The 23,627-nt window shown below is 57.6% G+C and carries 25 protein-coding genes; 13 read left to right on the top strand and 12 right to left on the bottom strand.

The window, feature by feature from the left end; genetic code table 11:
- Positions 1-14 precede the first annotated feature (14 nt).
- Positions 15-1,580 (bottom strand): helicase HerA-like domain-containing protein, encoded by a 1,566-nt coding sequence (locus G560_RS0107920; protein WP_022703782.1) that lies wholly within the window; start codon positions 1,578-1,580, stop codon positions 15-17.
- A gap of 514 nt (positions 1,581-2,094) precedes the next feature.
- On the opposite strand from G560_RS0107920, the gene G560_RS0107925 reads away from it, so the two are divergent.
- On the top strand, positions 2,095-2,748 hold the full coding sequence (locus G560_RS0107925) for an invasion associated locus B family protein (RefSeq protein WP_050525311.1): 654 nt from the start codon (positions 2,095-2,097) through the stop codon (positions 2,746-2,748).
- 250 nt (positions 2,749-2,998) lie between these two features.
- Here G560_RS0107925 and G560_RS0107930 read toward each other — a convergent pair whose 3' ends face one another.
- The 4 genes from G560_RS0107930 to G560_RS0107945 are packed head-to-tail and all read right to left on the bottom strand — an operon-like array spanning position 2,999 to position 7,174.
- A complete protein-coding gene (locus G560_RS0107930) occupies positions 2,999-4,207 on the bottom strand; it encodes a beta-ketoacyl-[acyl-carrier-protein] synthase family protein (RefSeq protein ID WP_022703784.1) in 1,209 nt (402 codons plus the stop codon).
- Positions 4,204-4,470: an acyl carrier protein gene (locus G560_RS0107935; protein WP_022703785.1), complete on the bottom strand. Its 267-nt coding sequence runs from the start codon at positions 4,468-4,470 to the stop codon at positions 4,204-4,206. The genes G560_RS0107930 and G560_RS0107935 overlap by 4 nt, the downstream gene beginning before the upstream one ends.
- A 27-nt stretch (positions 4,471-4,497) precedes the next feature.
- Positions 4,498-5,568 carry a UDP-3-O-(3-hydroxymyristoyl)glucosamine N-acyltransferase gene (gene lpxD / locus G560_RS0107940; RefSeq protein WP_022703786.1) on the bottom strand — a complete coding sequence of 357 codons (1,071 nt, stop codon included), beginning with the start codon at positions 5,566-5,568 and terminating at the stop codon, positions 4,498-4,500.
- Between the two features lie 46 nt (positions 5,569-5,614).
- On the bottom strand, positions 5,615-7,174 hold the full coding sequence (locus tag G560_RS0107945) for a L,D-transpeptidase family protein (RefSeq protein ID WP_051134583.1): 1,560 nt from the start codon (positions 7,172-7,174) through the stop codon (positions 5,615-5,617).
- A 402-nt stretch (positions 7,175-7,576) separates the two neighbouring features.
- Between G560_RS0107945 and mepK the strand changes: the two genes are divergently transcribed.
- A complete protein-coding gene (gene mepK, locus G560_RS0107950) occupies positions 7,577-8,143 on the top strand; it encodes a peptidoglycan L,D-endopeptidase MepK (RefSeq protein ID WP_022703788.1) in 567 nt (188 codons plus the stop codon).
- 69 nt (positions 8,144-8,212) lie between these two features.
- Here the strand turns inward: mepK and G560_RS18795 are convergent, their stop codons facing one another.
- Both G560_RS18795 and G560_RS0107960 read right to left on the bottom strand, forming a co-directional pair.
- Positions 8,213-8,962 (bottom strand): RlmE family RNA methyltransferase, encoded by a 750-nt coding sequence (locus G560_RS18795; RefSeq protein ID WP_022703789.1) that lies wholly within the window; start codon positions 8,960-8,962, stop codon positions 8,213-8,215.
- A gap of 12 nt (positions 8,963-8,974) precedes the next feature.
- A complete protein-coding gene (locus tag G560_RS0107960) occupies positions 8,975-10,111 on the bottom strand; it encodes a Ppx/GppA phosphatase family protein (protein WP_028913860.1) in 1,137 nt (378 codons plus the stop codon).
- Between the two features lie 255 nt (positions 10,112-10,366).
- Between G560_RS0107960 and G560_RS0107965 the strand changes: the two genes are divergently transcribed.
- From G560_RS0107965 to G560_RS0107985, 5 genes are all read left to right on the top strand, one after another.
- On the top strand, positions 10,367-10,663 hold the full coding sequence (locus G560_RS0107965) for a virulence factor (protein WP_022703791.1): 297 nt from the start codon (positions 10,367-10,369) through the stop codon (positions 10,661-10,663).
- Between the two features lie 47 nt (positions 10,664-10,710).
- A complete protein-coding gene (locus G560_RS0107970) occupies positions 10,711-11,631 on the top strand; it encodes a methylenetetrahydrofolate reductase (RefSeq protein ID WP_028913861.1) in 921 nt (306 codons plus the stop codon).
- A 15-nt stretch (positions 11,632-11,646) separates the two neighbouring features.
- Positions 11,647-12,630: a methyltetrahydrofolate cobalamin methyltransferase gene (locus G560_RS0107975; RefSeq protein ID WP_022703793.1), complete on the top strand. Its 984-nt coding sequence runs from the start codon at positions 11,647-11,649 to the stop codon at positions 12,628-12,630.
- Positions 12,631-12,709: 79 nt separating this feature from the next.
- Positions 12,710-13,600: a DMT family transporter gene (locus G560_RS0107980; protein ID WP_028913862.1), complete on the top strand. Its 891-nt coding sequence runs from the start codon at positions 12,710-12,712 to the stop codon at positions 13,598-13,600.
- Between the two features lie 144 nt (positions 13,601-13,744).
- The gene (locus G560_RS0107985; RefSeq protein WP_022703795.1) at positions 13,745-14,851 is read left to right on the top strand and encodes an OmpP1/FadL family transporter; all 1,107 of its coding nucleotides are present in this window, start codon (positions 13,745-13,747) and stop codon (positions 14,849-14,851) included.
- 53 nt (positions 14,852-14,904) lie between these two features.
- Here the strand turns inward: G560_RS0107985 and G560_RS0107990 are convergent, their stop codons facing one another.
- Positions 14,905-15,459: an NYN domain-containing protein gene (locus G560_RS0107990; protein ID WP_028913863.1), complete on the bottom strand. Its 555-nt coding sequence runs from the start codon at positions 15,457-15,459 to the stop codon at positions 14,905-14,907.
- A 124-nt stretch (positions 15,460-15,583) separates the two neighbouring features.
- Here G560_RS0107990 and G560_RS0107995 point away from each other — a divergent pair, with 124 nt between their 5' ends.
- The 6 genes from G560_RS0107995 (at position 15,584) to G560_RS0108020 (ending at position 20,241) form a co-directional block, all read left to right on the top strand.
- Complete coding sequence (locus tag G560_RS0107995) at positions 15,584-16,441, top strand: thioredoxin domain-containing protein (RefSeq protein WP_022703797.1); 858 nt, start codon at positions 15,584-15,586, stop codon at positions 16,439-16,441.
- Positions 16,442-16,451: 10 nt separating this feature from the next.
- Positions 16,452-17,369 (top strand): homoserine O-acetyltransferase MetA, encoded by a 918-nt coding sequence (gene metA / locus G560_RS0108000; protein WP_022703798.1) that lies wholly within the window; start codon positions 16,452-16,454, stop codon positions 17,367-17,369.
- The gene (locus G560_RS0108005) at positions 17,344-18,291 is read left to right on the top strand and encodes an alpha/beta fold hydrolase (RefSeq protein ID WP_022703799.1); all 948 of its coding nucleotides are present in this window, start codon (positions 17,344-17,346) and stop codon (positions 18,289-18,291) included. Before metA ends, G560_RS0108005 begins: the two co-directional genes overlap by 26 nt.
- A gap of 57 nt (positions 18,292-18,348) precedes the next feature.
- On the top strand, positions 18,349-19,218 hold the full coding sequence (gene ppk2 / locus G560_RS0108010; protein ID WP_022703800.1) for a polyphosphate kinase 2: 870 nt from the start codon (positions 18,349-18,351) through the stop codon (positions 19,216-19,218).
- Entirely contained in the window at positions 19,211-19,828 is a 618-nt protein-coding gene (locus G560_RS0108015; protein WP_022703801.1) for a TetR/AcrR family transcriptional regulator, read from the top strand. The genes ppk2 and G560_RS0108015 overlap by 8 nt, the downstream gene beginning before the upstream one ends.
- A gap of 77 nt (positions 19,829-19,905) precedes the next feature.
- The gene (locus tag G560_RS0108020; protein WP_022703802.1) at positions 19,906-20,241 is read left to right on the top strand and encodes a hypothetical protein; all 336 of its coding nucleotides are present in this window, start codon (positions 19,906-19,908) and stop codon (positions 20,239-20,241) included.
- 196 nt (positions 20,242-20,437) lie between these two features.
- On the opposite strand, the gene G560_RS0108025 is transcribed toward G560_RS0108020, so the two are convergent.
- The 4 genes from G560_RS0108025 to G560_RS0108040 form a co-directional block, all read right to left on the bottom strand.
- The gene (locus G560_RS0108025) at positions 20,438-21,514 is read right to left on the bottom strand and encodes an ABC transporter ATP-binding protein (protein WP_022703803.1); all 1,077 of its coding nucleotides are present in this window, start codon (positions 21,512-21,514) and stop codon (positions 20,438-20,440) included.
- 14 nt (positions 21,515-21,528) lie between these two features.
- Positions 21,529-22,335 (bottom strand): ABC transporter permease, encoded by an 807-nt coding sequence (locus G560_RS0108030; RefSeq protein ID WP_022703804.1) that lies wholly within the window; start codon positions 22,333-22,335, stop codon positions 21,529-21,531.
- Entirely contained in the window at positions 22,335-23,222 is an 888-nt protein-coding gene (locus G560_RS0108035) for an ABC transporter permease (protein WP_022703805.1), read from the bottom strand. The genes G560_RS0108030 and G560_RS0108035 overlap by 1 nt, the downstream gene beginning before the upstream one ends.
- Positions 23,223-23,326: 104 nt before the next feature.
- Entirely contained in the window at positions 23,327-23,587 is a 261-nt protein-coding gene (locus G560_RS0108040; RefSeq protein ID WP_022703806.1) for a hypothetical protein, read from the bottom strand.
- Positions 23,588-23,627 lie beyond the last annotated feature (40 nt).

The raw sequence follows: 23,627 nt of genomic DNA on the forward strand, positions 1-23,627 counted from the left end.
CCCGAAACAACGGTTCACCGGCTTTTGAACAACGATCCCAAAACCCCGCGAATAATCGCCTGCCCGCTCTTGCTGCCCAATTGCCGCGCAAATGACTTGGCAAAGGCCTCGCCCACAGAATCCCCCCCGCCGCTTTTGCGCGCCGCAGGCCGTGGTGCCGCCTTGCCCCCGTCATAGCGCCGCGCCGAATTGAACTCGCGCGCGTCGATCTGGAACTCTTTGGCGTCCAGCTTGGCTTTGGCTTCGGCGGCCTCTGCGTCTGCCGCCTCTTTCGCCGCTGCTTCGGCCCGCACGGCCAAACGCTCAAAGGCCGAATCGCGGTCCAGCAGCGTCTCGTACTTGCCCGCAAACGGCGATCCCGCCATTAACATCGCCCGCGTGCCGATATCAATCGGCCCCAACTGGCTGCTTGGCGGGCGCACCAAGGTCCGCTCCACTACCCCCGGGATCCCCTTATCTTCCAAAAATGAGGTCACAGCCTCACCCGTGCCCACTTCTTTGATCGCGTCTTCGGTCGAAAAACGCGGGTTTTCACGGTAGGTCTGGGCGGCCAGCCGCAAATCCTTTTGGTCGCGCGGCGTGAACACCCGCAGCGCATGCTGCACGCGGTTGCCCAACTGCGCCAAAACATCATCCGGCACGTCGGCAGGCTTTTGCGTGATGAAATAAATCCCCACACCTTTGGACCGGATCAGGCGCACAACCTGCTCCACCTTATCCACCAACGCTTTGGGTGCGCCATCAAACAGCAAATGCGCCTCGTCAAAGAAAAACACCAGCTTGGGCTTGTCTGGGTTGCCCACTTCCGGCAACTCCTCAAACAACTCTGACAACAGCCACAACAAGAACGTCGAATAAAGCCGCGGCGCGCCCATCAACTGATCGGCCGCCAAAATATTGATCCGCCCGCGCCCGTCAGGGTCCACCCGCATCATATCGGCCAATTCCAACGCAGGCTCGCCAAACAGGTTCTCACCGCCTTGATTTTCCAGCACCAGCAAACGGCGCTGAATGGCCCCGATCGAACTGCCCGATACCAACCCATAAGTCGTGCTGATCGTCGTCGCATTCTCGGCAATAAACGTCAGCATCGCGCGCAGATCTTTCAGATCATACATCGGCAGGCCTTCGTCATCGGCAATGCGGAACGCCACGTTCATCACGCCTTCTTGCGGCTCCGTCAGCTCTAACAGGCGTGACAACAACAAAGGCCCCATCTCGGCCACGGTCGTGCGCACAGGGTGGCCTTGCTTGCCATAAAGATCCCAAAAGGTCACCGGATAAGACCCGTATTTCAAATCCATCCCAATGGTCGCCGACCGCTTCATAAACGCCGCATGCAGCTTGTGGCTTTCAGATCCCGGCAAGGCGATGCCCGACAAATCGCCTTTGACGTCCGACATGAACACCGGCACGCCTGCCGCCGAAAACCCTTCGGCCAAAATCTGCAAGGTTACGGTTTTGCCCGTCCCCGTCGCCCCCGCAATCAACCCGTGCCGGTTGCCATAACCCAGCAACAAATCTTGCGGCGCGCTGTACCCTTCGCCACCGCCGCCTACAAAAATACGATCTTCACCCATACCGAAACGCCCTTTTCAACCTATAATTGCAAGCCCTGCAACCGGTGCTCATACTAGATAAAATACAAGGTTACCCGTTCAGTGCCAGAGTCGTTCTTGCTATTCGCCCCGCCTCAGCCCGATTTTTCACCCTACCTCACTCAAATCCAGCCGCCCCATTGAAAAGAAAGGATTTTTTATCTAACGCGCGCCCCGTTGCGCATACGATTTCCTGTTGACGCCCAAGGATTTAGGCCTTAGCGTCCATTTTCATAACGTCGGCCAGTCCGACAGGGAGCAAAAAAATTCAAAAATAGGGCCGGTTCGCCGGCCCTTACCTTTGTAAAAGACCCAACTCTTTTCAATGACACATCATATCTCCTTTTTCCACCGATTGCGGTTTTTGGTCCCTGTTTCAATCTTGTCGGCCATGCGCGACAATCCGCCTCTCCGTCCAGCGGAACTGTGCTTTTGGGACCTGACTTCCCGCGCCGATCATGTTAAATCCCGCCCAAACAACGAAGGACCGAACCAAATGCCCGTGACCAAATCCGCACAGCTTCTCGCAACCACCCTCTGCCTTTTGCTTGGCACAACGGCTTTTGCACAAGATACAACCACGGCACCGGCGGCAGATGCGGCCACAGACGCCCCCGCTGCAGATGCCCCCGCGCCAGACTCCCCCGTACCAAACGCTCTATCAATGGGAACCGAAGCAGCCGCCGCCGATGGTGTCGGCTCATTATATACCGCAGCCTCCTTTGACAAATGGGAACAACGCTGCTTCAGAACCGAAGATGGCGCAGACCCTTGCGAGCTTTTTCAACTGCTGAAAGACGGTGATGAAAACCCAGTGGCCACGATCTCATTGTTCGGCTTGCCAGCTGGCGGCCAAGCCGTTACCGGCGCCACGATCATTGTCCCTCTTGAAACCCTGCTGACGGCAGAACTTACAATGACCGTTGATGGTAGCAAAGCCCGCAAATACCCCTTTTCGTGGTGCGAACCAATGGGCTGCGTTGCCCGCGTCGGCTTTACCCAGGCCGAACTTGACGGTTTCAAAAAAGGAAATGAGGCAAAGCTCTCGATCGTGCCACTGATTGCCCCCGAAAAAAGGGTCGAATTGACCTTGTCACTCAAGGGCTTCACGGCCGGCTATGACGCTGTAAACGCAGCCAACGGCAACTAAAGCGATTTGCCTTAAACCTGAATTGCAGACCGCTGCCTGAAATCAAAATTTCAACGCGTTATGCGATACGCTGTGTTTCAAGTTCGAGACGAAACACTTTATGCCAAGGCTCCAAAACCCAAAACGCCGCGCTTTACCCCAGCGCGGCGTTTTCATATCTACCAAATTCTCTTTGACCCAAATAGCCTGAGGGGAATTGGCCCCAAGGTCAAGGGGGCAACGCCCCCGGCCCCATATCACGCCCGCCGCCTTACATCCGCCGCAGCGCCAACACCGCGTTCAACCCGCCAAAGGCAAAAGCGTTGGAAATCGCCGCCTCGACCCGCGCCTCACGTGCGACATTTGGCACCACATCCAGCGCACATTCGGGGTCCGGCTCTTGATAGCCAATGGTCGGCGCGATGATCCCGTCACGCAGCGCCATGATGCAGGCCAGCAACTCCACCGCGCCCGTCCCGCCAATCAAATGCCCGTGCATCGCCTTTGTCGACGATATCATCACATGATCGGCTTGCGGCCCAAACACATCGGCCACCGCCGCGCATTCGGTCTTGTCATTCGCCGCCGTGCCCGTGCCATGCGCGTTGATATAACCCACGTCAGATACGTTCAAACGCGCATCTTTCAACGCCCCCGCAATCGCCCGCGCCGCCCCTTGCCGTGATGGCATCACAATATCGGCGGCATCCGACGTCATGGCAAAACCCACAACTTCCGCCAAAATCTCGGCTTTGCGTTTGCGGGCATGCTCCAACTCCTCAAACACAAACACCGCAGCCCCTTCACCCTGCACCATGCCGTTGCGGGTCAGGCTAAACGGACGGCACGCATCCCTGGACATCACGCGCAGGCCTTCCCAAGCTTTGATCCCGCCAAAACACAGCATCGATTCCGACCCGCCCGTCACCATTGCGCGGCTCATCCCTGACCGGATCATGTGAAAGGCTTGCCCCATCGCATGGTTGGAACTGGCGCAAGCCGTGGCCACCGTAAAGCTTGGCCCCCGCAGGTTAAACTCCATCGACACATGGCTAGCGGCCGCATTGTTCATCAGCTTTGGCACCACAAACGGATGCACGCGGTTCTTGCCGTCCGCATAAACCGCACGGTAATTCTCATCCCAGGTGTTCACGCCGCCGCCCGCCGTGCCCAGCACGACGCCTGCCTCATTGCCCAAACGCCCGTCAAAATTCAGCCCCGATTGCGCAATCGCCTGCCGCGCGGCAACAAGCGTAAACTGGGTAAATTTATCAAACAAAACAATCTGCTGGCGGTTGAAATGCGCCTCGGGGTCCCAGCCATGAACTTGCCCTCCAATTTTGATCGACAGGCGGTCAATATCGGGAATATCCAACGCCGTGATCCCACAGCGCCCCTCTTGAAACGCGGCCAACGTCCCCGCCACATCCTGCGCCAGCGCATTGACCGTGCCAGCGCCCGTGATAACAACCCGCTTCATGCAGCTTGGCTGTCAATCAGCCCCTGCACCGCTGCCGCAATGCTGCCCACAGATGTCAAATCAAACCCGCCCTCTTGCGGCGCATTGGCGTTGAACGGGACCGATATATCAAACGTCTCTTCAATCGCGAAAATCGCCTCAACCACCCCAAGGCTATCCACCCCAAGGCTGTCCAGCGTGCTGTCCAATGTCACATCGGCCACATCCAGCCCCGCCTGCTCGGCCAAAATCGCGAGCACTTTATCCTCAACCGATGTCGTCATGACCCACCTTTTCGTCCAACCGCATGATCATCCTTTATCTGGGGTTTGTGACAGATTTTTCATCATCCGCGGCAATCTGCGCAAGGATTTTTGCATTTCCAGATGCGTCTCCATCTTCACCGCAGGATAGCCGAGCAAAACCCGACCCGCCGGAGCATTGGTGAAAATCTTGGTGCCGCCGCCTGCGATCACATCGTCGCCCACGAAAATATTGTCATTCACCCCGCATTGCCCCGCCAAAACCACACGGTTGCCAATCCGGCTGGATCCTGCAATCCCGACCTGTCCGCACAGCAAGCAATCATTGCCGATCTGCACATTATGCCCGATATGCACAAGGTTATCCAACTTGGTCCCATCGCCGATAGATGTATCCCGAATGGTGCCCCGATCAATACAAGCATTCGCACCAATTTCTACATCATTCCCGATGGTTACAGCGCCTAGTGAATGTATTCTGGTCCAGCTTTGCGCGGCAAACCCATCCCTTTGACCCAGCGTTTCGCGGATCTCCTCGACCCCCGATTTTTCAGGCGTCACAAAGGAAAACCCATCCGCGCCGATGACAGCACCGGGTTGGCAGATGAACCTGTCGCCAATCACCACGCGCGCCCCAATCCGCGCCCCTTGGCAGATCAACGCATCCGCCCCAATCCGCGCGCCCTCAGCGATGGAAACATGGCTCGCAATCCGCGCATTCGGGCCTATCACCACACCTGCACCAATCACCACAAAGGGTGCCACCGCGGCCCCCGCCCCAATCACCGCCGACGCGTCGACCACCGCCATCGCATGCACACCAGCCGCAATCACCGGCCCCGCGTCAAGAATCCTCGACAGCCCCGCCATCGCCAACCGTCCGCGCGGGGCAAAGATTGCCGCTTTCAATCCCAGCGCCTGCCAATCCGCCCCTTGCCACAAAAGTGCTGCGACCGCCGCCCCTTGGGCAATTCCATCCGCATATTTCGGGTCCATCGCCAGCGCCAAATCCGCCGGCCCCGCCGATGCGGGCTCGGACGCGGCTTCAATCACCACAGTCAAATCCCCTGCCGCCTGCGCGCCAAGAGCAACTGATATCTCTGCGATTGTATAGCCCATGATCCGGCCTCCTTACTTGGGCAAACCGCCCCCGTTCTGTAAGGATTTAGCCTTGATCCTGCGCCAGCACCACCCCAGCCTCGGTCAACGCGCGGAAAATCGCAGCGTCACGGTCGTATATATCACGGCGATACTCGATCCGCCCTGTGGCGGCAGGATATGCCGTGAAATACACCAGATGCACAGGCAGCGGCACATCCAGTTTTACATTCGTCTCACGCCCCGTGTTCAGGTGCGATGTAAACAGCCCCACCGGGTCATCCGATTGCGCCGCCAGCAGCGCATAGGCAAAGTCAAAGGGGTCGCCAAGACGGATACAGCCGTGGCTGAACGCCCGAACCTCACGCGCGAATAGTGATTTGGACGGGGTGTCGTGCAAATAGATATTGTAGGGATTGGGGAACATAAACTTTACCAACCCCAAGGCGTTGGCATCTGATGGCGGCTGCTTCATCGCAAAGGGAAAGGTGCGCGCGGTGTAGGCGGCAAAATTGATCGCACTGCGCGGCACAACCCGGCCCCGGCTGTCGATAATCTTCAAATGCCCTGCGGCATTCGGATTGCGCTGCATCATGGGCAAATATTCTTTGGTGGTGATCGACCGGGGAATGTTCCACGTCGGGTTAATCGCCATATACTCCATTTCGTCCGAAAACTCGGGCGTCTGACGGTCGGCACCCAAGGCGCCAATCACCGACCGCGTGCTAAAGGTGACACGGCCATGGTCCACGATCTTGGCCGTGAAATCAGTCAGGTTCACCCAGATATGGCGCGGCCCGCGTTCTATATTCATCCAGCGTTCGCGTTCCATCGCCACGACAACCGCTTCCAACCGCTTTTGCGGCCCGATATTCAGCTGCTCGATTGTACTGGCCCCCGCAACGCCGTCCGCTTCCAGCCCCATATCGGTCTGAAACGCCTGAACCGCCTTTTGGATGGTGCCGTCATAGCTGGCCGTGACCGAGCGCGGCAAATAACGCAGCGCCACTAAACGGTCGCGCAGTTGAATAAGCGCTGGCCCCGTTGCCCCCGGCTTTAACGATGTCGCCGCAATCTTTGGCCCCCATCCCCCTGCCGCGACATCCTGTTCCAGCTCAAACTTTGCACGCATCATCTGGGCATAGGCATGGGTGCGGGGTGGCAAGGTCTTTAAAAACGCTATCGGCTCCCCCCCCACAAAGGCATCAAGATTCGCGCGGCGGTCGCGCAACGGCACCTCGCGTTTGATCAGCGGAATAACCTTGCCCGGGGTCAACGCGCCGGTTTGCACATCATGCGCATAATCCAGCAGCGCGCGGGTCATCATCACATCCAGCCGCCCACGGTCGCCTTCGGTTCGCGCCGCTTTTGACGCCGCAATCAACGCGGTCGGATCATAGCGATTTGTTGGCAAACCATGCGACCGCGCCCCCGCAAGCGCCGACAAAAGCGCCGAGCGTCGGGCCTCTTGTCCCTCGCCCGTCCAGATCGGCGCATAGCCGGTGTCGCGGTAAAATCCTGCCATCGCTTCGTCGTCAGATGCCGCAGCAGCAATCGACTGACCAAAGGCGCTTACCTCTTTCGATATCGAAAAAGAGATCTTGGTTTCTGCCAACGCGGGCGACATCGCAGCCCCGCACAGAACGGCGGACAACACCAATGGCCCGGTTTGAAAACAAAAACGATTGCCTGAAAAAGGCTTTCGCGGGAATGATTTGAACATGTTAACCCCAAGCAGCAGCGTAATTCCATCCAGAGTCACCAATATGATGTGGCTGTCCACTCACATCCCCGTAGCAAGGGGAAAAACTGTCGCATTCCCGCCACATGGCATTATTTTGCCACAGTTTTAACGACCTCGATCCCTTTTAAGCAAATTTTTGCCTATTGAGGTTGATCCTGTCACCTGCGGCAAATCTTCACTTGGGTTGCGATTCGTCCTGTGCCATAAGACAAGGGCACTTGGGGAAAGTAGCAGTAAAGACCGCCACAAGGTGGTAGAATACCAGCGACGGGACAGGCGCTTATAATGACCGATACGACAATGACGATCTCGCGACGTGGGCTCCTTGGTGCATTTGCAGCAACGGCTTTGATTGCAACACCAACGTATAGCAACGCGTTTGGGTTTCTTCGTGGCGCAGGCGACATTCGCCGCATCCGCATGTACTCGGGCCGTACTGGCGAAAGCATTGACACGATTTATTGGGTTGATGGCGATTATATCAAAGACGCCCTGAAAGAGATCAACCATTTCATGCGCGACTGGCGGACGGGTACGTCAACCAACATCGATGCGCGGACCGTGGATATCATGGCAGCGTCGCACCGTCTTATGGATGTGTCGGAACCTTACATGATGCTGTCGGGCTATCGCAGCCCACAAACCAACGCCATGTTGCGCGGCAAATCGCGCGGCGTGGCCAAAAATTCGCTGCATATGCGCGGTCAAGCCGCTGATCTGCGGTTGAAATCGCGGTCCATTGGCCAGATGTCCAAAGCAGCGTCCGCCTGTGCTTCGGGTGGCGTGGGCAGCTACAGCCGTTCCAACTTTGTTCATATGGATTGCGGCCCTGTCCGCACCTGGCGTGGCTGATAAACCACTGATACGGCATTAAAAAAGGCACCCTAGGGTGCCTTTTGTCATTTCAGTCTGGCGCTAAACTCACTCATCATCTCTCAGCGCACGCTTTTCGGCCAAACGCGCCTCGCGTCCCCGAAATCCCATCGCCACGACAAATTTCTCGGAACTGTCGGCGCGGCTGGCGTTGGGTTTCACATTCGCCACCTTCTTAAAATTCTTCTTCAACTCGTTCAGCATGTCCAGCTCGGCCCCGCCAGCCAAAACCTTGGCCACGAACGTCCCGCCTTCATCCAACACGTCAAAGGCAAATTCCAACGCCGCCTCGACCAGCGCGATGATCCGCAAGTGGTCCGTGCCCTTATGCCCCGATGACGCCGCCGCCATATCCGACATTACCACATCGGCATTTCCGCCCAACCAGCCCTTGACCAGGGCATCCGCCTCTTCCGACAGGAAATCCAGCTGATGGATCTGCGCGCCCGAAATCGGCTCAATCGCTTGCAAATCCACGCCCAGCACCGTGCCAACCGGCTTTTTGGGATTTTGCCCCAACGCATTCACCCGCTCAACAGCAATCTGACACCAACCACCGGGCGCACAGCCAAGGTCGACAACCCGCGCTCCAGGCACCAAAAACCCGTATTTCTCATCCAACTCGGCAATCTTATAGGCCGCACGCCCGCGAAAGCCCTCTTTCTTGGCCCGGATCACATAAGGGTCGTTCAACTGCCGCTCCAACCACAAGGTCGAACTCAACTTCCGCCCCTTGGCCGATTTCACCCGAACGCGCAATTCGCGCTGGCCCCGGCCTGATGTCTTTTTCTCGGTCATTTTTCCACACCGTTATTCATATGGCCCATCCGTCAGCACGCCATCCGCGCTCATCTGGGCATAAAGCAATCCTTCGCGCAGGCCCCGATCGGCCACTGACAAGCGGTCCGTTGGCCAAACCCGCATCAACGCCTGCAAAATCGCCGCGCCCGACATGATAAGACTGTGCCTGTCACGCCCGATCCGCGGGTCCGTCCGCCGCCCTTCTGGTCCCAAGGCCAGATATTCGCGGATAACCGTATCTATCTGATCCGACGACATGCGCAACCCGTCCACCTTGGCGCGGTCATAGCGTTTCAGCCCCAAAAACGACGCAGCCACCGTAGTGACCGTGCCACTGGTGCCAATAATCTGAAATCCCTCGCGCGCGTTCACATTATTATAGGGCGAAAAGGTCGACAGGTTTTCCTCAAAAAACCAGCTCATCAGGGCAAAGCGCGCGGCGTCATCCTCGACATCCGCAAACTGGTCTTTCAACGTCGCCACCCCCAGCGGCACCGAAATCCAGTCCACCACCCGCGCTTGGCCCAGGCCCACGGGTTTGAACCCCGCATGCAGCCGCATAATCGCGCGCGGACGGTCGGCAGGCTCTACCCCTGTCATGTCGATCCACACCAATTCCGTCGATCCGCCGCCAATATCCACCACCAGCAACTGATCCGATTTGTCACTGACCAACGGCGCGCAGGAAATCACCGCCAGCCGCGCCTCTTCTTCGGTGCTGATGATCTCCAGCTGCAACCCCGTTTCGCGCCGCACCTGCCGGATGAAATCGCGCGCGTTCTTCGCCTGTCGGCACGCCTCGGTCGCGACCAACCGCATCCGCTTGACCCGGTGTTTTTCCAGCTTTTTCTGGCAAATCCGCAGCGCTTGAATGGTCCGCGTCATAGACCCACGCGAAAGCCTGCCGCTGGCTTCAAGCCCTGCGCCAAGCTGGACAGTCTTGGAAAAACTGTCCACCACCTGAAACTGGCTGCCACGCGGTCGGGCAATCAGCATCCGGCAACTGTTTGTGCCCAAATCCAACGCAGCATAAAGCTGCCCAGACCCGGACGGGCGGGAGGCAAACGGTTCGACCAAAGCCAGCGGATCATTGACCGCATCAGACTCAGGGATCGCGTCCTCCTCCCGGGGACGCTCGGGCGTCATGGTGCGCCCTCCATTCATGGTTACCCCAATGCTACCTCCGCCGCCCCCCCCGCGCAAGCCCGCATTCAAACCCACCTCTGCTCATAATGAACATGAGAAGAATGACACTTTCCCCCCATCGCACCGCAGGCCGTCCCCTGCTATGTCACAGGCACCACAACAACAGGTCGCTGACAGCGCTTTTGACGTCGAAAAACGTCACTGCGCGCAAGGGCTAGGCGCTAAAAGAAACCAAGCATTAAGGGGAATCGCAGCATGCCAGACGTAACGATCGTATATTGGCGGGATATTCCGGCGCAGGTCATTGTTGGCAAGGGGCGTTCCGGCTCCAAGGTGCAACTGCCGGAACGGTTTGAACAGGCGATTGATCGCTGTGCGATGAAAATCGGCGCTAAAGATGCCGATCTCTACCTCGCCGAATGGCGCAAAGCGGCGGCCTACCCGATGGACGGCGAACCCGCCGATATCGCCGCCGCAGAGGCCGCGCGCCTTGACGCCGAATATGACCTGCCGCGCATCAAGCAATTGATCGACAATTCCGGCTGGGCATAACGCCTTTGAAGGACAAACCTGTGACCAACAAAATTTGGGAGAATGTCGTGGCCCTATTTAATTTCAAGCGCGAAACCAGCGCGCCCAGCACCACCTCCCCGCAGGTTGAGGCGCTGTTGCAGAATTATTCGATCGAGGTGATGCCCCGCACCGCCGAAAAGGTCGAAAACTTCCGCGATTTGCTGCCACAGCACACCCGCGTTTATGTCGCCCATATCGAAGGCACCCCGATTGAGGACATGGTCGCCACCGCCAAGCGCCTTAAGGGCGAAGGCTTTGATGTGATGCCGCATTTTCCGGCCCGCATCATCAAAGACCGCGCCATGCTTGCAGATTGGATTGCCCAGTATAAAGGCGAGGCCGATGTCAAACAGGCGCTCTTGCTTGCTGGCGGCGTGGCCACGCCGCATGGCGATTACCACAGCTCGATGCAGTTGCTGGAAAGCGGCTTGTTTGATGGCTTTGACCGTTTGCACATCGCAGGCCACCCCGAAGGCAACCGCGATATTGACCGCGATGGCGGCGATCGTCTGGTGATGGAAGCCTTGAAATGGAAACAGGCGTTTTCCGAACGCTCTGACGCCAAAATGGCCCTTGCCACCCAGTTTTGCTTTGAGGCCGGTCCCGTGATCAAATGGGCCGACCGTTTGGCGGCAGAAGGCATCAACCTTCCCATCCATATCGGTGTTGCAGGCCCCGCCAAGCTGCAAACCCTGATCAAATTCGCCATTGCTTGCGGTGTTGGCCCCTCTCTCAAAGTGCTGCAAAAACGCGCGATGGATGTGACCAAACTGCTCCTGCCGTATGAGCCGACCGAATTTGTCAACGACCTCGCCGCGCACAAGGCCCGCCATCCCGATTTCGGCATCCAATCCGTGCATTTCTTCCCGCTCGGCGGCATCAAAACCAACGCCACTTGGGCGATCGAGAATGGTGGAAAATCCGCCGCTCCTGCCTCTAACTCTTAAGAAAGTAGTTGAACTATGACCCGTACTGTCATCGAATCTCAAACAAAAACGGTAATCATCGGTTTTGACGAACCCTTCTGCGTGATTGGTGAACGCATCAACCCGACGGGTCGTAAAAAGCTGGCGGCAGAGCTGGAGGCCGGCAATTTTGACACCGTTCTGCGCGATGCGCTGGAACAGGTTGCCTGTGGTGCGACCGTTTTGGACGTGAACTCCGGCGCCGTTTTCACCAATAAAATGGCCCAAGATCCGCGCTACGCCGACAACAATTTCGTCGAACCGCCGCTTATGCACGAACTCATCACCCGCATCCAAGCGATCACCGATGCGCCCCTTTGCATCGACAGCTCGGTCCCCGGCGCGCTTGAGGCTGGTCTGAAAGCCGCCATCGGTCGCCCCCTCCTGAACTCGGTCACGGGCGAAGAGGACCGCTTGGAACTGGTGCTTCCGCTGGTGAAAAAATACAACGTGCCGGTTGTGGCAATCTCCAACGATGACACGGGCATTTCCGAAGACCCCGACGTGCGTTTCGCCGTGGCCAAAAAGATCGTCGAACGCGCCGCCGATTTCGGTATCCCGGCCTGCGACATCGTGGTTGACCCGCTGGTCATGCCAGTGGGCGCAATGGGCTCGGCTGGTCAGCAAGTGTTCACCCTCGTGCGCCGTCTGCGTGAAGAACTGGGCGTCAACACCACCTGCGGCGCGTCTAATATCTCGTTTGGTCTGCCTCAGCGTCACGGCATCAACGGGGCCTTCCTGCCAATGGCCATCGGCGCGGGCATGACATCGGCCATCATGAACCCCGTGCGCTTGCAGGAAATGGAAGCAATCCGCGCCGCCAACTTCTTGATGAACCATGATGCCAACGGCGGCGAATGGATCCGCTTTGCCAAGGTGATCGAAGCCGTCGAAGGCGGGATGAGCTTTGCCGAGGCTTCCGCCTCGATCGGTGCTGCTGGGGGCCGTGGGGGCCGCCGCGGTGGCCGCCGCAGCGAATAACGCATCTGTCGGGCCTGCGCCTCTCGCAGGCCCGATACAGCCACTGGACAATTCCCAAATCCCGCGCCATGAACGCTGGATGCCCGATACAAACCGCCCCCTCACCGCTGCCTTTTGGATGATCGGATCGATCACCGCCTTTTCCGCAATGGCCGTGGCCGGGCGCGAAGTCTCTACCACCCATGACACCTTTGAAATCATGACATGGCGCTCGCTGATCGGCTTTGTCATTGTCGTCGCCGCCATCCTGGCCACCGGTCGCCGGGCCGAGGTGAAAACCGACCGCATCCACCGCCACGTCTTGCGCAATCTGATGCATTTTTCCGGCCAGAACCTGTGGTTCTATGCCCTAACCATGATCCCCCTCGGTCAGGTCTTTGCGCTTGAATTCACCTCACCGATCTGGCTCATCCTGCTCGCGCCCGTCTTTCTGGGCGAAAAGCTGACCCGCCCGAAACTAATCGCCGCCGCCTTCGGCTTTACCGGCACCCTGATTGTTGCCCAACCCGATTTTGCCGTCCTCGACCTAGGCATCGCCGCCGCCGCCCTTGCCGCCCTGTGCTTTGCGCTGACCAACATCACCACCAAGGCGCTAACCCGCTATGAAACCATCGTGTCCATCATGTTCTGGCTGACGGGCATGCAATTGGTTATGGGCCTTGTCATGGCGGGCTATGATGGCGACATCGCCTTGCCCACCGCTCAAACCCTGCCCTGGCTTGTCCTCATCGGGTTGTGCGGGCTGACTGCGCATTTCTGCCTGACCACCGCCCTGTCGCTTGCCCCCGCCAGCGTCGTCGTCCCCGTAGATTTCATCCGCTTGCCCGTGGCCTTCACCCTAGGCTGGGTCCTTTATAACGAAGCCCTCGATCCGTCCCTCATCTTAGGGGCCGGCCTTATCTTGACCGGCATCATGATTAACCTAAGGGCAAGCAGCTCGGCGGCCAAACAGGCCCAAAACCACGCCTGAATGCGGACAATGTTGCAACATCCGCGCCGCCTGAAATCGTGACGCGGCGTCATGAATTGACCGGGTGCTCCCCCCTGTCTAACGCTATCCAATAAGGTGCGCTTTTGCCGCACCACGAGGGGACAAAGTTCTGGGAGGAACATCATGAAGAAATTAGTAACAGCGCTGGGGGCCGTTGCAATATCTGCCACCGCAGCCCATGCGGGTGGCATTGATCGGTCAGGGCAAAACATCGGCATCCTGTTTGAAAAGGGCCGCCTTGTTGAACTGTCCTTTGGCCGCATCATGCCCAGCGTCAGCGGGATAGATCTGGCGTCAAACCCAACCGGCAATGTCGCCGTTGATTACAGCCAAATCGGGCTGGCCTATAAATATGACGTCAACGCGCAAACATCCTTTGCCCTGATAATTGACCAGCCTTTCGGTGCAAAAGTCAATTACGGCCCGACATCGACGCTTTTGGGCGGCACCAAGGCGGATGCCAGCTCGACCGCCATCACTGGCCTGCTGCGCTACAAATTCAACGAAAACTTCAGCGCCTTTGGCGGTTTGCGCGCACAACAAGCCAAAGCAACCGTTGATCTGCGCGGCTTGGCCTATGGACCTGTGGCTGCGCCCACACTTAACGGCTATTCCGTCGCGCTTGCCAGTGATTGGGGCCTTGGTTATGTCGCAGGCGTGGCTTACGAAAAACCCGAAATCGCCTTGCGGGTTTCGTTGACTTATAACTCGGCCATCAGCCACAGTTTTAAAACCACAGAAAACTTCGCCCCAGGCGGCAGCCCAAATACAAAGTCCAAAACACCGCAATCTGTAAACCTTGACTTCCAAACAGGTGTTGCGGCGAACACCTTGGTGTTTGGTCAAATCCGTTGGGTGCAATGGTCCGCCTTCAAGCTAAAGCCAAGCGTTTTAGCCGGTGCAAGCCTTGTGAACCTTGAAGATTCCATCACCTATACCTTGGGCGTTGGCCGCAAGTTCAGCGACGCTTGGTCGGGTGCGGTGTCCGTTGTCTATGAAAAACCCGGTGACAGACTTGTCTCGCCGCTCGCCCCAAGCACGGGCAAACTGGGCCTTACCCTTGCCGGCATCTACACGACCGGCAATATGAAAATCACGACAGGCATCAATTACACCAAGCTGGGCAATGCCACCCCCTATACAGGCGCCCAAATTCCAGCAAACACCCGTGCAAACTTCTCGGGCAACAAAGCCATCGGCGTTGGCGTCAAAGTCGCTTACACCTTCTAAAACCTGTCCGACAAAACCTCAAAGCCCCGCACATCCTGCGGGGCTTTTTCATATCACGCGCCAACATCCAGCCACAACACCCCGTCTCGGTATCCGCCTTGCACCAAATGCCCTGCTTCAACGACTTCGGGGTAATCGCCTACCCAGTCGCGATAGCGGTCATTGGTCACAATCCGCGCCCCCAAATCCCGCGCAGCGTTAAGGATAAATGGATCCGCAGGCACCCCCTTGGGCACCACCATCACCCGTTCCGCAGACAACCCCAGTTTTTTGCCCATCGCCGCGTCATGCATATACCGCCCGCCCAGCAAATACCCTGCATTCGCATCAAACATCACACCGGGCGCATAGCCAAGCGCACGCAATCGGTCCACCACGGCCAAAACCGTCTCCATCTTGGGCGTATTGTCCTGCCAATACATCACGTTAGACCCGTCTACCACGATCCACTGCTCGGCAGCCTTGCGCCGCCGCCGCCACAGCGCCTGCAGCACCAAAAACAAAGCAGCCACAGCACTTAATGCCGCCAATGCAAACACGTCCGGCGCAGACCCCGCCGCAGCCATCCCGATCACCGATACGATAAGCAAAACAACTGGCACAATCATAGCGCGAACATAATCCACCCGATCTTGATTTGCCAAGCTGCGAAAAATGCCGCCTTCGCTTTTTCGCGTGAACTTCACCGCCGCCCACGCTATCACTCTCCAGCAATCCAGCGCCGGAGGTTTCATGCTCTACCCCACGTCCACCGCTTGGCAGGCAGATGCCGCCAAAAAGGTTCTTTTGTTCGGCATGTCCGGTCTTGGCAAAACCTACCTCTCGAACATGCTGCGTGATGACGACCGCTGGTTTCACTATTCCGTCGATTACCGCATCGGTACCCGCTACATGGGCGAATTCATTGCCGACAATTTCAAGCGCGAAGCGATGAAGGTGCCGCTTTTGCGCGAACTTCTGATGACGGACAGCGTCTATATCGCGTCGAACATCACGTTTGAAAATCTTGCGCCCTTGTCCACCTATCTTGGCAAACCCGGCAACCCCGATCTGGGCGGCGTGGCCTTTGCCGATTATTGCGCGCGCCAAGACCAGCACCGCGATGCTGAAACATCCGCCTTGCTCGATACCGAACGCTTCATCAAACGCGCGGCCGATCTTTACGGCTACAGCAATTTCGTCTGCGACAGCGGCGGTTCAATTTGCGAAGTGGTCGATGCCGAAAACCCGAATGACCCGATCCTGACGGCCCTGTCCAAAAACCTGCTGCTGGTCTGGATCAAGGGGTCGGACGCCCACCGCGATGCCCTGATCCGCCGCTTTGACCGCGCGCCCAAGCCTATGTATTATCAGCCGGAATTCCTGTTGCGGGTTTGGAGCGACTACTTGACAGAGCAAAACCTGACCGAAGCACAGGTCAACCCCGATGCCTTTCTGCGCTACGGCTACGCCCGCCTTCTCGACCACCGCCAACCCCGCTACGCCGCGATGGCCAAATGGGGCGTCACCGTCACAGCCGATGAGGTGGCGCAGGTCAAAACCCCCGATGATTTTGCGGCCCTGATCGCCACCGCAATCGACCGCACCTAAGGAGGCCCCCATGCCCATCACCCTGCCAGAAGACCTCCCCGCTTTTGACGTTTTGTCAAAGGAAGGCGTCATGGTGATTTCGCCCGACCGCGCGCAGCACCAAGATATCCGCCCGCTGAACATCGCGCTTCTCAACCTGATGCCGAAAAAAATTCAAACCGAAAACCAGTTTGCGCGGCTAATCGGGGCGACGCCCTTGCAGATCAACCTCTCCTTGATCCGCATGTCCGAACACCAAACCCGCAACACCGCCGCCGAACATATGGAAACCTTCTACCGCCCGTTCCAAGACGTCCGCGATGAGAAATTCGACGGCCTCATCATCACCGGCGCGCCGATTGAACATATGCCCTTTCAGGACGTGACCTATTGGGATGAACTGCGCGAGGTGATGGATTGGACCCAAACCAATGTGCATTCCACCTTTGGCGTGTGCTGGGGTGGCATGGCGATGATCAACCATTTCCACGGCGTGCAAAAACACATTCTGCCCGCCAAGGCCTTTGGCTGTTTCCGCCACCGCAACCTCGCCCCCACCTCGCCATTTTTGCGCGGGTTTTCAGATGATTGCGTGATCCCCGTGTCGCGCTGGACCGAAATGCGCCAATCCGAAATTGACGCCGCCACAGGCCTGCGTACCCTCCTTGGTTCCGATCAATCCGGTCCCTGTCTGGTCGAAGATCCGGCCCACCGCGCGCTCTATATCTTCAACCATTTCGAATATGACACCGACACGCTGAAACAGGAATACGACCGCGACATCGCCGCAGGCACCCCCATCAACGTGCCGCAAAACTACTACCCCGATGACAATCCCGCGATCCAACCCGTCAATCGCTGGAGAAGTCACGCGCACCTTCTATATGGTAACTGGATCAACGAGATTTACCAATCAACCCCTTATGATATCACGCAAATTGGCAGCTAGCCTCCTCATCTCCACCCTCGCCCTTGGCGGCTGTGCTGCCCTCGTGGACCAGCGCGCCACCACGCGCGAGGGCATGGCCGAAGCAACCTTCCCCCCCACCGGCCAATTCGTCACGGTCCAAGGCGCGCGCATCCACGTTGATGTCCAAGGCGCGGGCCCCGACCTTGTCCTCATCCACGGCGCATCGGGCAGCTCCCGCGATTTCACCTTTAATCTCGCCTCCCGCCTCAAATCAAACTACCGCGTGATCAGCTTTGACCGCCCCGGCATGGGTTATTCCGACAGCCTCCCCGGCACAGACCTCAGCCCCCTGGCCCAAGCCGACGCGCTGATCGCCGCCGCCCAACAGCTCGGCGCGAAAAACCCCATCGTGCTGGGCCATTCCTACGGCGGTTCGGTTGCAATGGCATGGGCGCTGCGCGCCACCCCGCGCGCTTTGGTCATTGTATCCGGCGCCACCATGCCCTTTCCGGGCGATCTTGGCCTTTGGTATCAAGTCACCTCGTCACGCCTCGGCGGCGCGACCATCGTCCCCCTTATTACCGCTTTCGCGCCCGAATCCCGCGTTGACAGCGCGTTGGCCGATATTTTCGCCCCCCAATCCCCGCCCGCGGGTTACGCCGACTATATCGGCGCGCCCCTTACCTTGCGCCGCGATGCTTTGCGGGTGAACGGGCGCCAGGTCAACAACCTCAAACCGCATGTCACCCTGATGGCCGAAAACTACCCGAAACTCACTCTTCCGGTTGAAATCATTCACGGCACCGCCGACACGACCGTGCCCATCCAAATCCACGCGATCCCGCTGTCAAAACTGCTGCCCAACGCAAATCTGACCGTGCTCAACGGCATCGGCCACATGCCGCACCACACCAATCCCGATGATATCGTCGCCGCCATCAACCGTGCTGCCAGCCGCTGATTGCACCCCGCCCCACAACCCGCCATACTGCGCAAAACCAACCTGACGGAGCGTGCAATGGACCTGCCTTTCGACGGCGCAATCAGCAAGTTTTTGGCCGAGGATGCCCCCAAAGCCATCCGTAAAACGCTCGAAAAGGCCGATAAAGACGACATCCTGTCGAAATCCTACCCCTACACGCGCGAAATGAAGCGCAAAGACTATGACGCGGCAATGGAAAGCCTTCAGCGTCAACTCGTCCGCATGCAGGCCGATATCAAAGAAACCGGAAAACGCGTCGTTGTGGTGTTTGAGGGCCGCGACGCCGCTGGCAAAGGCGGCACCATTAGCGCCACCCGCGAAAACCTTAACCCGCGTGTCGCCTCCGTGGTCGCCCTGTCCAAACCGTCGGACCGCGAGGCGACGCAATGGTATTTCCAGCGCTATGTCGATTGGCTGCCTGCCGCGGGCGAAATGGTGCTGTTTGATCGCTCTTGGTACAATCGCGGCGTCGTCGAACATGTCTTCGGCTTTTGTACCCCCGACCAGCGCGAACATTTCTTTGCCCAACTCCCCAGCTTTGAAGAGATGTTGGTGCAAGAAGGCATTGTATTGGTCAAACTCTGGCTCAATGTCGGTCAGGCCGAACAACTCCGCCGCTTCCTCGCGCGTGAAAACGACCCGTTGAAACAGTGGAAACTGTCGTGGATTGATATCGAGGGGCTGAAAAAATGGGATGACTATTCCGCTGCCATTTCCGAAACCTTGACCCGCAGCCACACCAAAACCGCGCCGTGGACGGTGATCCGGTCCGATGACAAAAAACGCGCGCGCATCGCCGCCATTCAAACCATCCTGCATGCCTTTGATTATGCTGGCAAAGACGCAAACCTCATCGGCCAACCCGACCCTGCCATTTGCGGCAATCCTGATATTTGGGATGTCTAAAAAAGGCTATCATCACGGCAACCTGCGCCAAGCCTTGGTCGAGGCGGCGCTGGAGCTGATCACCGAAAAGGGCCCCCAAGGTTTCACCCTGTCCGAGGCGGCGAAAGAGGCTGGCGTCACCCCCGCCGCCGTTTACCGCCATTTCAATGGTCGCGATGACCTGATCGCCGAAGGCGCGCGCCAAGGCTATGAGGTGTTCGGCGCCCTGATGGAATTCGCCTATAACGACGGCAAACCCAGCGCCTTGCAGGCGTTCGAGGCAACGGGCCGCGCCTATCTCGCCTTTGCCCGCAAATATCCCGGTCATTATCAGGCGATGTTCGAAAGCGGCCTGCCCCTGCACGCCCACCCAGACCTTGCCACCGCCGCCGCCAAGGCGCGCCACGTCATGGAACGCGCCGCCGTCAACCTGTCCGAAAAACTCCCCCCCGAAAAACGCCCCCCCGCCTCGATGTTTTCCGCCCATATCTGGGCCCTCAGCCACGGCGTCGTGGAACTTTTCGCCCGCGGCTCCCCCGGCGCCAAAAGCCCCTATCCACCCGAGGATTTGTTGGAATCCGGCATCGGGATATATTTGCGCGGGCTTGGGCTGCTGCCGATGGATAAGTGAGACGGCGTTAGGGCAAACCACTTCCAAACAACTGAAACCACCTAAGCACACTCAGTACCAAAAAGGCGCCGATTAGAATGAAAACGAAACCAAGGCCAAATGCGACCAACAACAAACCATCAACAGCACATATAGACTGGGGCCTTGTCGCCGCGATCATTGCGATCATCCAAGTAACGAACATGGCGTATTATCAGTTCGATGAGGCATGGAAAGCAGGCGCCATTGGGAAGGCGTGGGCTTTCGGCAGCGGTTGCGCAATAGGACTCGCTTCAGTGATCGGCGCGGCCTGTCAGCTTTGGGTGAAACTACGCGGCAACGAAAAAGCGCCACGTTTAGGGCACGTCATCATGCTTGTGGGAATTTTTGTTTCAATTCTCATAATGATCGTCGCGCCCATCATGACATTCTAAAATTTTAGAGCCGGATCGAAGTCATACACGTGACGCAACTACACGTCGTTAAATACAGTGTCTGCCAGCACCTGGATCCGGAAGCCGGCACCTCATGCCCGCCACCCTCCCTCGCATCCGCATTAAAATTCGGTTAACAAAAAATGCGCTTCCCTTTGTTTTCAAACACTTACAAAACTGTCCGCGCGCGGTCATTTCACTGGAACAGCACCAAAGCCCCTGGCGACCATGCCACCCGGGTCCGCGCCCCGATATCCAGAACAGGCCGGCCAAAAACGTTGCGCATCGAAATCCGGATCGGCTTTTCTGTCCCATCCAGCCGCACGTCATAATAGGTCATATCGCCGTAATAAACGACCTCTTCAATCACAGCCATGCTTTCGCGATCACTGGCCGTTTGCCCCTCAAACAAAATCGTCAAAGTCTCGGGCCGAAACCCCACAGCCGCCCCATCACCCGAGGCTGCCCCCGGGGCCTGCTCGGCCTCAAGGGTCAGTTTTCCGAACCCCTGCGCTTCAATCTCAATCTTGCCCCCAGCCTCGGACAAAATCTCGGCGGGCAGGAAATTCATGGTGCCGATAAAATTGGCAACCTTCCGGCTGTTTGGCCGCCGATACAGGGTTTCAGGGTCGGCCAGCTGGGCAATCTCACCCTCAAACATCACGGCAATCCGGTCCGACATGACCAGCGCTTCCTCTTGATCATGGGTGACCAGAATAAACGTAATCCCCACCTGCCGCTGAAGCCGGATTAATTCCACCTGCATCTGTTCGCGCATCTTTTTGTCCAGCGCCGACAAGGGTTCATCCAGCAGCAAAACCTTGGGCTTCAAAATCAGCGCCCGCGCCAACGCCACACGCTGCCGCTGCCCGCCAGACAAGGCATGCGCCGCGCGGTCGCCGTAGCCTTTCAGCCCCACCATCTCCAACGCCTCACCCACCCGTGTCGCAAGCTCGGCCTTGGGCAGGCGGGCCTTGCGCAGGCCAAAGCCCACGTTCTCGGCAACCGTCAAATGCGGGAAAATCGCGTAGGATTGGAACACCATATTCGTAGGCCGCTGGTTCGCTGGCACCCCCGCCATATTGCGCCCGTCAATCATCACGGCCCCCGAGGAAATTCCCTCAAATCCTGCAATGGTCCGCAAAAGCGTGGTCTTGCCGCAGCCCGATGGCCCCAAAAGCGAGAAAAACTCGCCCGCGCGGATCGTCGCGGTGATCCCGCGCAAAGCATGATAATCGCCGTAATATTTATGCACGTCCTGAAACGCGATCATAGTGGGTTTCTCGGTCACAGGAAGCCTCCGGTATCTTTTCCGCCCGCTTTCGCGATGCCGCGACGGCGGAAATATTCAGCAATGGTTAGCAATAGGATAGACAACACAACAAGCACCGTCCCCAGTGCCATAATCACCGGCACCGCCTGCGGAAACCGGAATTGCGAGAAGATGAACACAGGCAATGTCGGCTCGGTCCCCGCAAGGAAAAACGCGATGATGAACTCATCCAGACTGATGGTAAAAGAAATCAACAGGCTGGAAATGATCCCGGGCATCACCAAGGGCAGGATAATCAGCCGGAAGGTCGAGGCGGCAGATTCGCCCAGATCATAGGCCGCCTCTTCAAGGCTTTGGTCCAAGGACTGGAACGCCGAGGACAGGATCGCAATGCAAAACGGGGTGCAAATCAGCACATGCCCCAAAATCACGGTCCATAGCGACAGGCTGACCCCAAGGCCCAGCAACACCACCAGCAAGGACACGGCGACAATAATCTCGGGCAGCACCAACGGCAGCATGATCAGCCCCATAATCCCCGCCTTGACCGGAAAGCGGTAGCGGGTCGAGGCACGGGCGGCAAAAATCCCCAATGTCGTGGCCAAAATCGAAGACGTCACCGCGATGAACAATGAATTTTTCACCGCTATGCTCAAGGTCGGCTGCTCTAGCATCGCCGAAAACCAGCGCGTCGAAAAACCGGTCAGCGGAAAGGCGATAACCGTAGCATCATTAAAGGCAAACATCGGCAGAATGATGATGGGCGCGTATAAAAACAGCAAATACCCGATCGCATAGACCTTAAACCAACCACCCTTCATCATTTCGGCCCCTTCAGATAACGGCGGTTCAGCCCGACAAAGATCACGCTGCACAAGGTCACAATCGCCATCGCTGACACGGCAATCGCCGACCCCAGCGGGTAATTGTCCAGCTTCAGGTATTGCAACTGAATCAGGTTTGCGACCATCCGCCCCTCGGGGCCGCCCACAAGCTGCGGGGTCACATAGTCGCCAATCGTCGGGATAAACACGATCAAAACCGACGCCACGACGCCCGGCATCGCCAAGGGCAATGTCACACGCAAGAAAGTCACAAATTTGCTTTCGCCCAAATCCTGCCCCGCCTCCAGCAAGCTGCGGTCAATCTTTTCCAGCGCCACAAAAATCGGCAAAATCGCAAAAGGCGCATAGGCATGGGCCAGAGTAATGACAACCGAGTTCACATTATACAAAATGAAATCAAGGGGTTGATCAATCACACCAATGCCGATCAGGCCCGAATTTACTACGCCATTATAGCCCAAAATCACCTTCCACAAAAACACGCGGATTAGGTAACTGGTCCAAAACGGAATCGTAATCAGAAACAACCATAGCGACTTTTTCGACGGCTCCACATGGAAGCTGACGAAATACGCGATGGGAAACGCCAGCAAAACCGTGACCAGCGTGACGGTCATCGACACGCCCAAGGACCGGATCATCACAGAGCGATACAGCTCGTTCGTCCACGCCTCCACATAGTTGGCAAAGGTGAAATCACGGATGATTTCCAAATAGCCATCGGTCAGAAAGCTGTACAAAAGAATGGTGCCAAGGGGAGCCGCCAGCATCAACAACGCATAGATTGCGGTCGGGCTGACCATCAGCAACCCGTTGGCCGCCTCGGTATCGCGCCATCTGGTTTTACGCTGTCCTGCGCTCATACATTTACCCCGCCGTCCCAAAAACTGTTGTAATCGTTGCACAGCTTTTGACCCGTGAAAAGGGTATTTGCGCGGTCGTCAGGTCAAGGCGATGAACGGTTGTGTCAAAGCCCGACACGTTCCAATGCAATCGCGCGCTTGCCCACTTCGGAAATCAAGGCTGGGACAACCTTTAGCGCACGAACCGCATGGCGCAGCGCGTCAGACAAATGCGCCTCATTCACCGCCTGCCCCGCAACACGCCAAACCATCCGGCGGCTTACGCCATCGTCATAAACGATTTCGGTGCCACCATTGCGCGCCTTACGAAAACCAAGAAAATCCGCGCCGCCGTTGGGCGCGTGAAAGCCTGATTGGTATCCCATTTTGGGTCTCTTTTTTTATAACTGCTCTGCGCGAACAGAT

Source organism: Pseudorhodobacter ferrugineus DSM 5888, from assembly GCF_000420745.1.
GTDB classification, from domain to species: domain Bacteria; phylum Pseudomonadota; class Alphaproteobacteria; order Rhodobacterales; family Rhodobacteraceae; genus Pseudorhodobacter; species Pseudorhodobacter ferrugineus.

Excerpts from the sequence above, each read along its gene's own strand:
- G560_RS0107920 (WP_022703782.1), bottom strand. The coding sequence starts at position 1,580 with ATGGGTGAAGATCGTATTTTTGTAGGCGGCGGTGGCGAAGGGTACAGC.
- G560_RS0107925 (WP_050525311.1), top strand. The coding sequence starts at position 2,095 with ATGCCCGTGACCAAATCCGCACAGCTTCTCGCAACCACCCTCTGCCTT.
- G560_RS0107930 (WP_022703784.1), bottom strand. The coding sequence starts at position 4,207 with ATGAAGCGGGTTGTTATCACGGGCGCTGGCACGGTCAATGCGCTGGCG.
- G560_RS0107935 (WP_022703785.1), bottom strand. The coding sequence starts at position 4,470 with ATGACGACATCGGTTGAGGATAAAGTGCTCGCGATTTTGGCCGAGCAG.
- lpxD (WP_022703786.1), bottom strand. The coding sequence starts at position 5,568 with ATGGGCTATACAATCGCAGAGATATCAGTTGCTCTTGGCGCGCAGGCG.
- G560_RS0107945 (WP_051134583.1), bottom strand. The coding sequence starts at position 7,174 with ATGTCGCCCGCGTTGGCAGAAACCAAGATCTCTTTTTCGATATCGAAA.
- mepK (WP_022703788.1), top strand. The coding sequence starts at position 7,577 with ATGACCGATACGACAATGACGATCTCGCGACGTGGGCTCCTTGGTGCA.
- G560_RS18795 (WP_022703789.1), bottom strand. The coding sequence starts at position 8,962 with ATGACCGAGAAAAAGACATCAGGCCGGGGCCAGCGCGAATTGCGCGTT.
- G560_RS0107960 (WP_028913860.1), bottom strand. The coding sequence starts at position 10,111 with ATGACGCCCGAGCGTCCCCGGGAGGAGGACGCGATCCCTGAGTCTGAT.
- G560_RS0107965 (WP_022703791.1), top strand. The coding sequence starts at position 10,367 with ATGCCAGACGTAACGATCGTATATTGGCGGGATATTCCGGCGCAGGTC.
- G560_RS0107975 (WP_022703793.1), top strand. The coding sequence starts at position 11,647 with ATGACCCGTACTGTCATCGAATCTCAAACAAAAACGGTAATCATCGGT.
- G560_RS0107980 (WP_028913862.1), top strand. The coding sequence starts at position 12,710 with ATGCCCGATACAAACCGCCCCCTCACCGCTGCCTTTTGGATGATCGGA.
- G560_RS0107985 (WP_022703795.1), top strand. The coding sequence starts at position 13,745 with ATGAAGAAATTAGTAACAGCGCTGGGGGCCGTTGCAATATCTGCCACC.
- G560_RS0107990 (WP_028913863.1), bottom strand. The coding sequence starts at position 15,459 with ATGATTGTGCCAGTTGTTTTGCTTATCGTATCGGTGATCGGGATGGCT.
- G560_RS0107995 (WP_022703797.1), top strand. The coding sequence starts at position 15,584 with ATGCTCTACCCCACGTCCACCGCTTGGCAGGCAGATGCCGCCAAAAAG.
- metA (WP_022703798.1), top strand. The coding sequence starts at position 16,452 with ATGCCCATCACCCTGCCAGAAGACCTCCCCGCTTTTGACGTTTTGTCA.
- G560_RS0108005 (WP_022703799.1), top strand. The coding sequence starts at position 17,344 with ATGATATCACGCAAATTGGCAGCTAGCCTCCTCATCTCCACCCTCGCC.
- ppk2 (WP_022703800.1), top strand. The coding sequence starts at position 18,349 with ATGGACCTGCCTTTCGACGGCGCAATCAGCAAGTTTTTGGCCGAGGAT.
- G560_RS0108015 (WP_022703801.1), top strand. The coding sequence starts at position 19,211 with ATGTCTAAAAAAGGCTATCATCACGGCAACCTGCGCCAAGCCTTGGTC.
- G560_RS0108020 (WP_022703802.1), top strand. The coding sequence starts at position 19,906 with ATGAAAACGAAACCAAGGCCAAATGCGACCAACAACAAACCATCAACA.
- G560_RS0108025 (WP_022703803.1), bottom strand. The coding sequence starts at position 21,514 with ATGATCGCGTTTCAGGACGTGCATAAATATTACGGCGATTATCATGCT.
- G560_RS0108030 (WP_022703804.1), bottom strand. The coding sequence starts at position 22,335 with ATGAAGGGTGGTTGGTTTAAGGTCTATGCGATCGGGTATTTGCTGTTT.
- G560_RS0108035 (WP_022703805.1), bottom strand. The coding sequence starts at position 23,222 with ATGAGCGCAGGACAGCGTAAAACCAGATGGCGCGATACCGAGGCGGCC.
- G560_RS0108040 (WP_022703806.1), bottom strand. The coding sequence starts at position 23,587 with ATGGGATACCAATCAGGCTTTCACGCGCCCAACGGCGGCGCGGATTTT.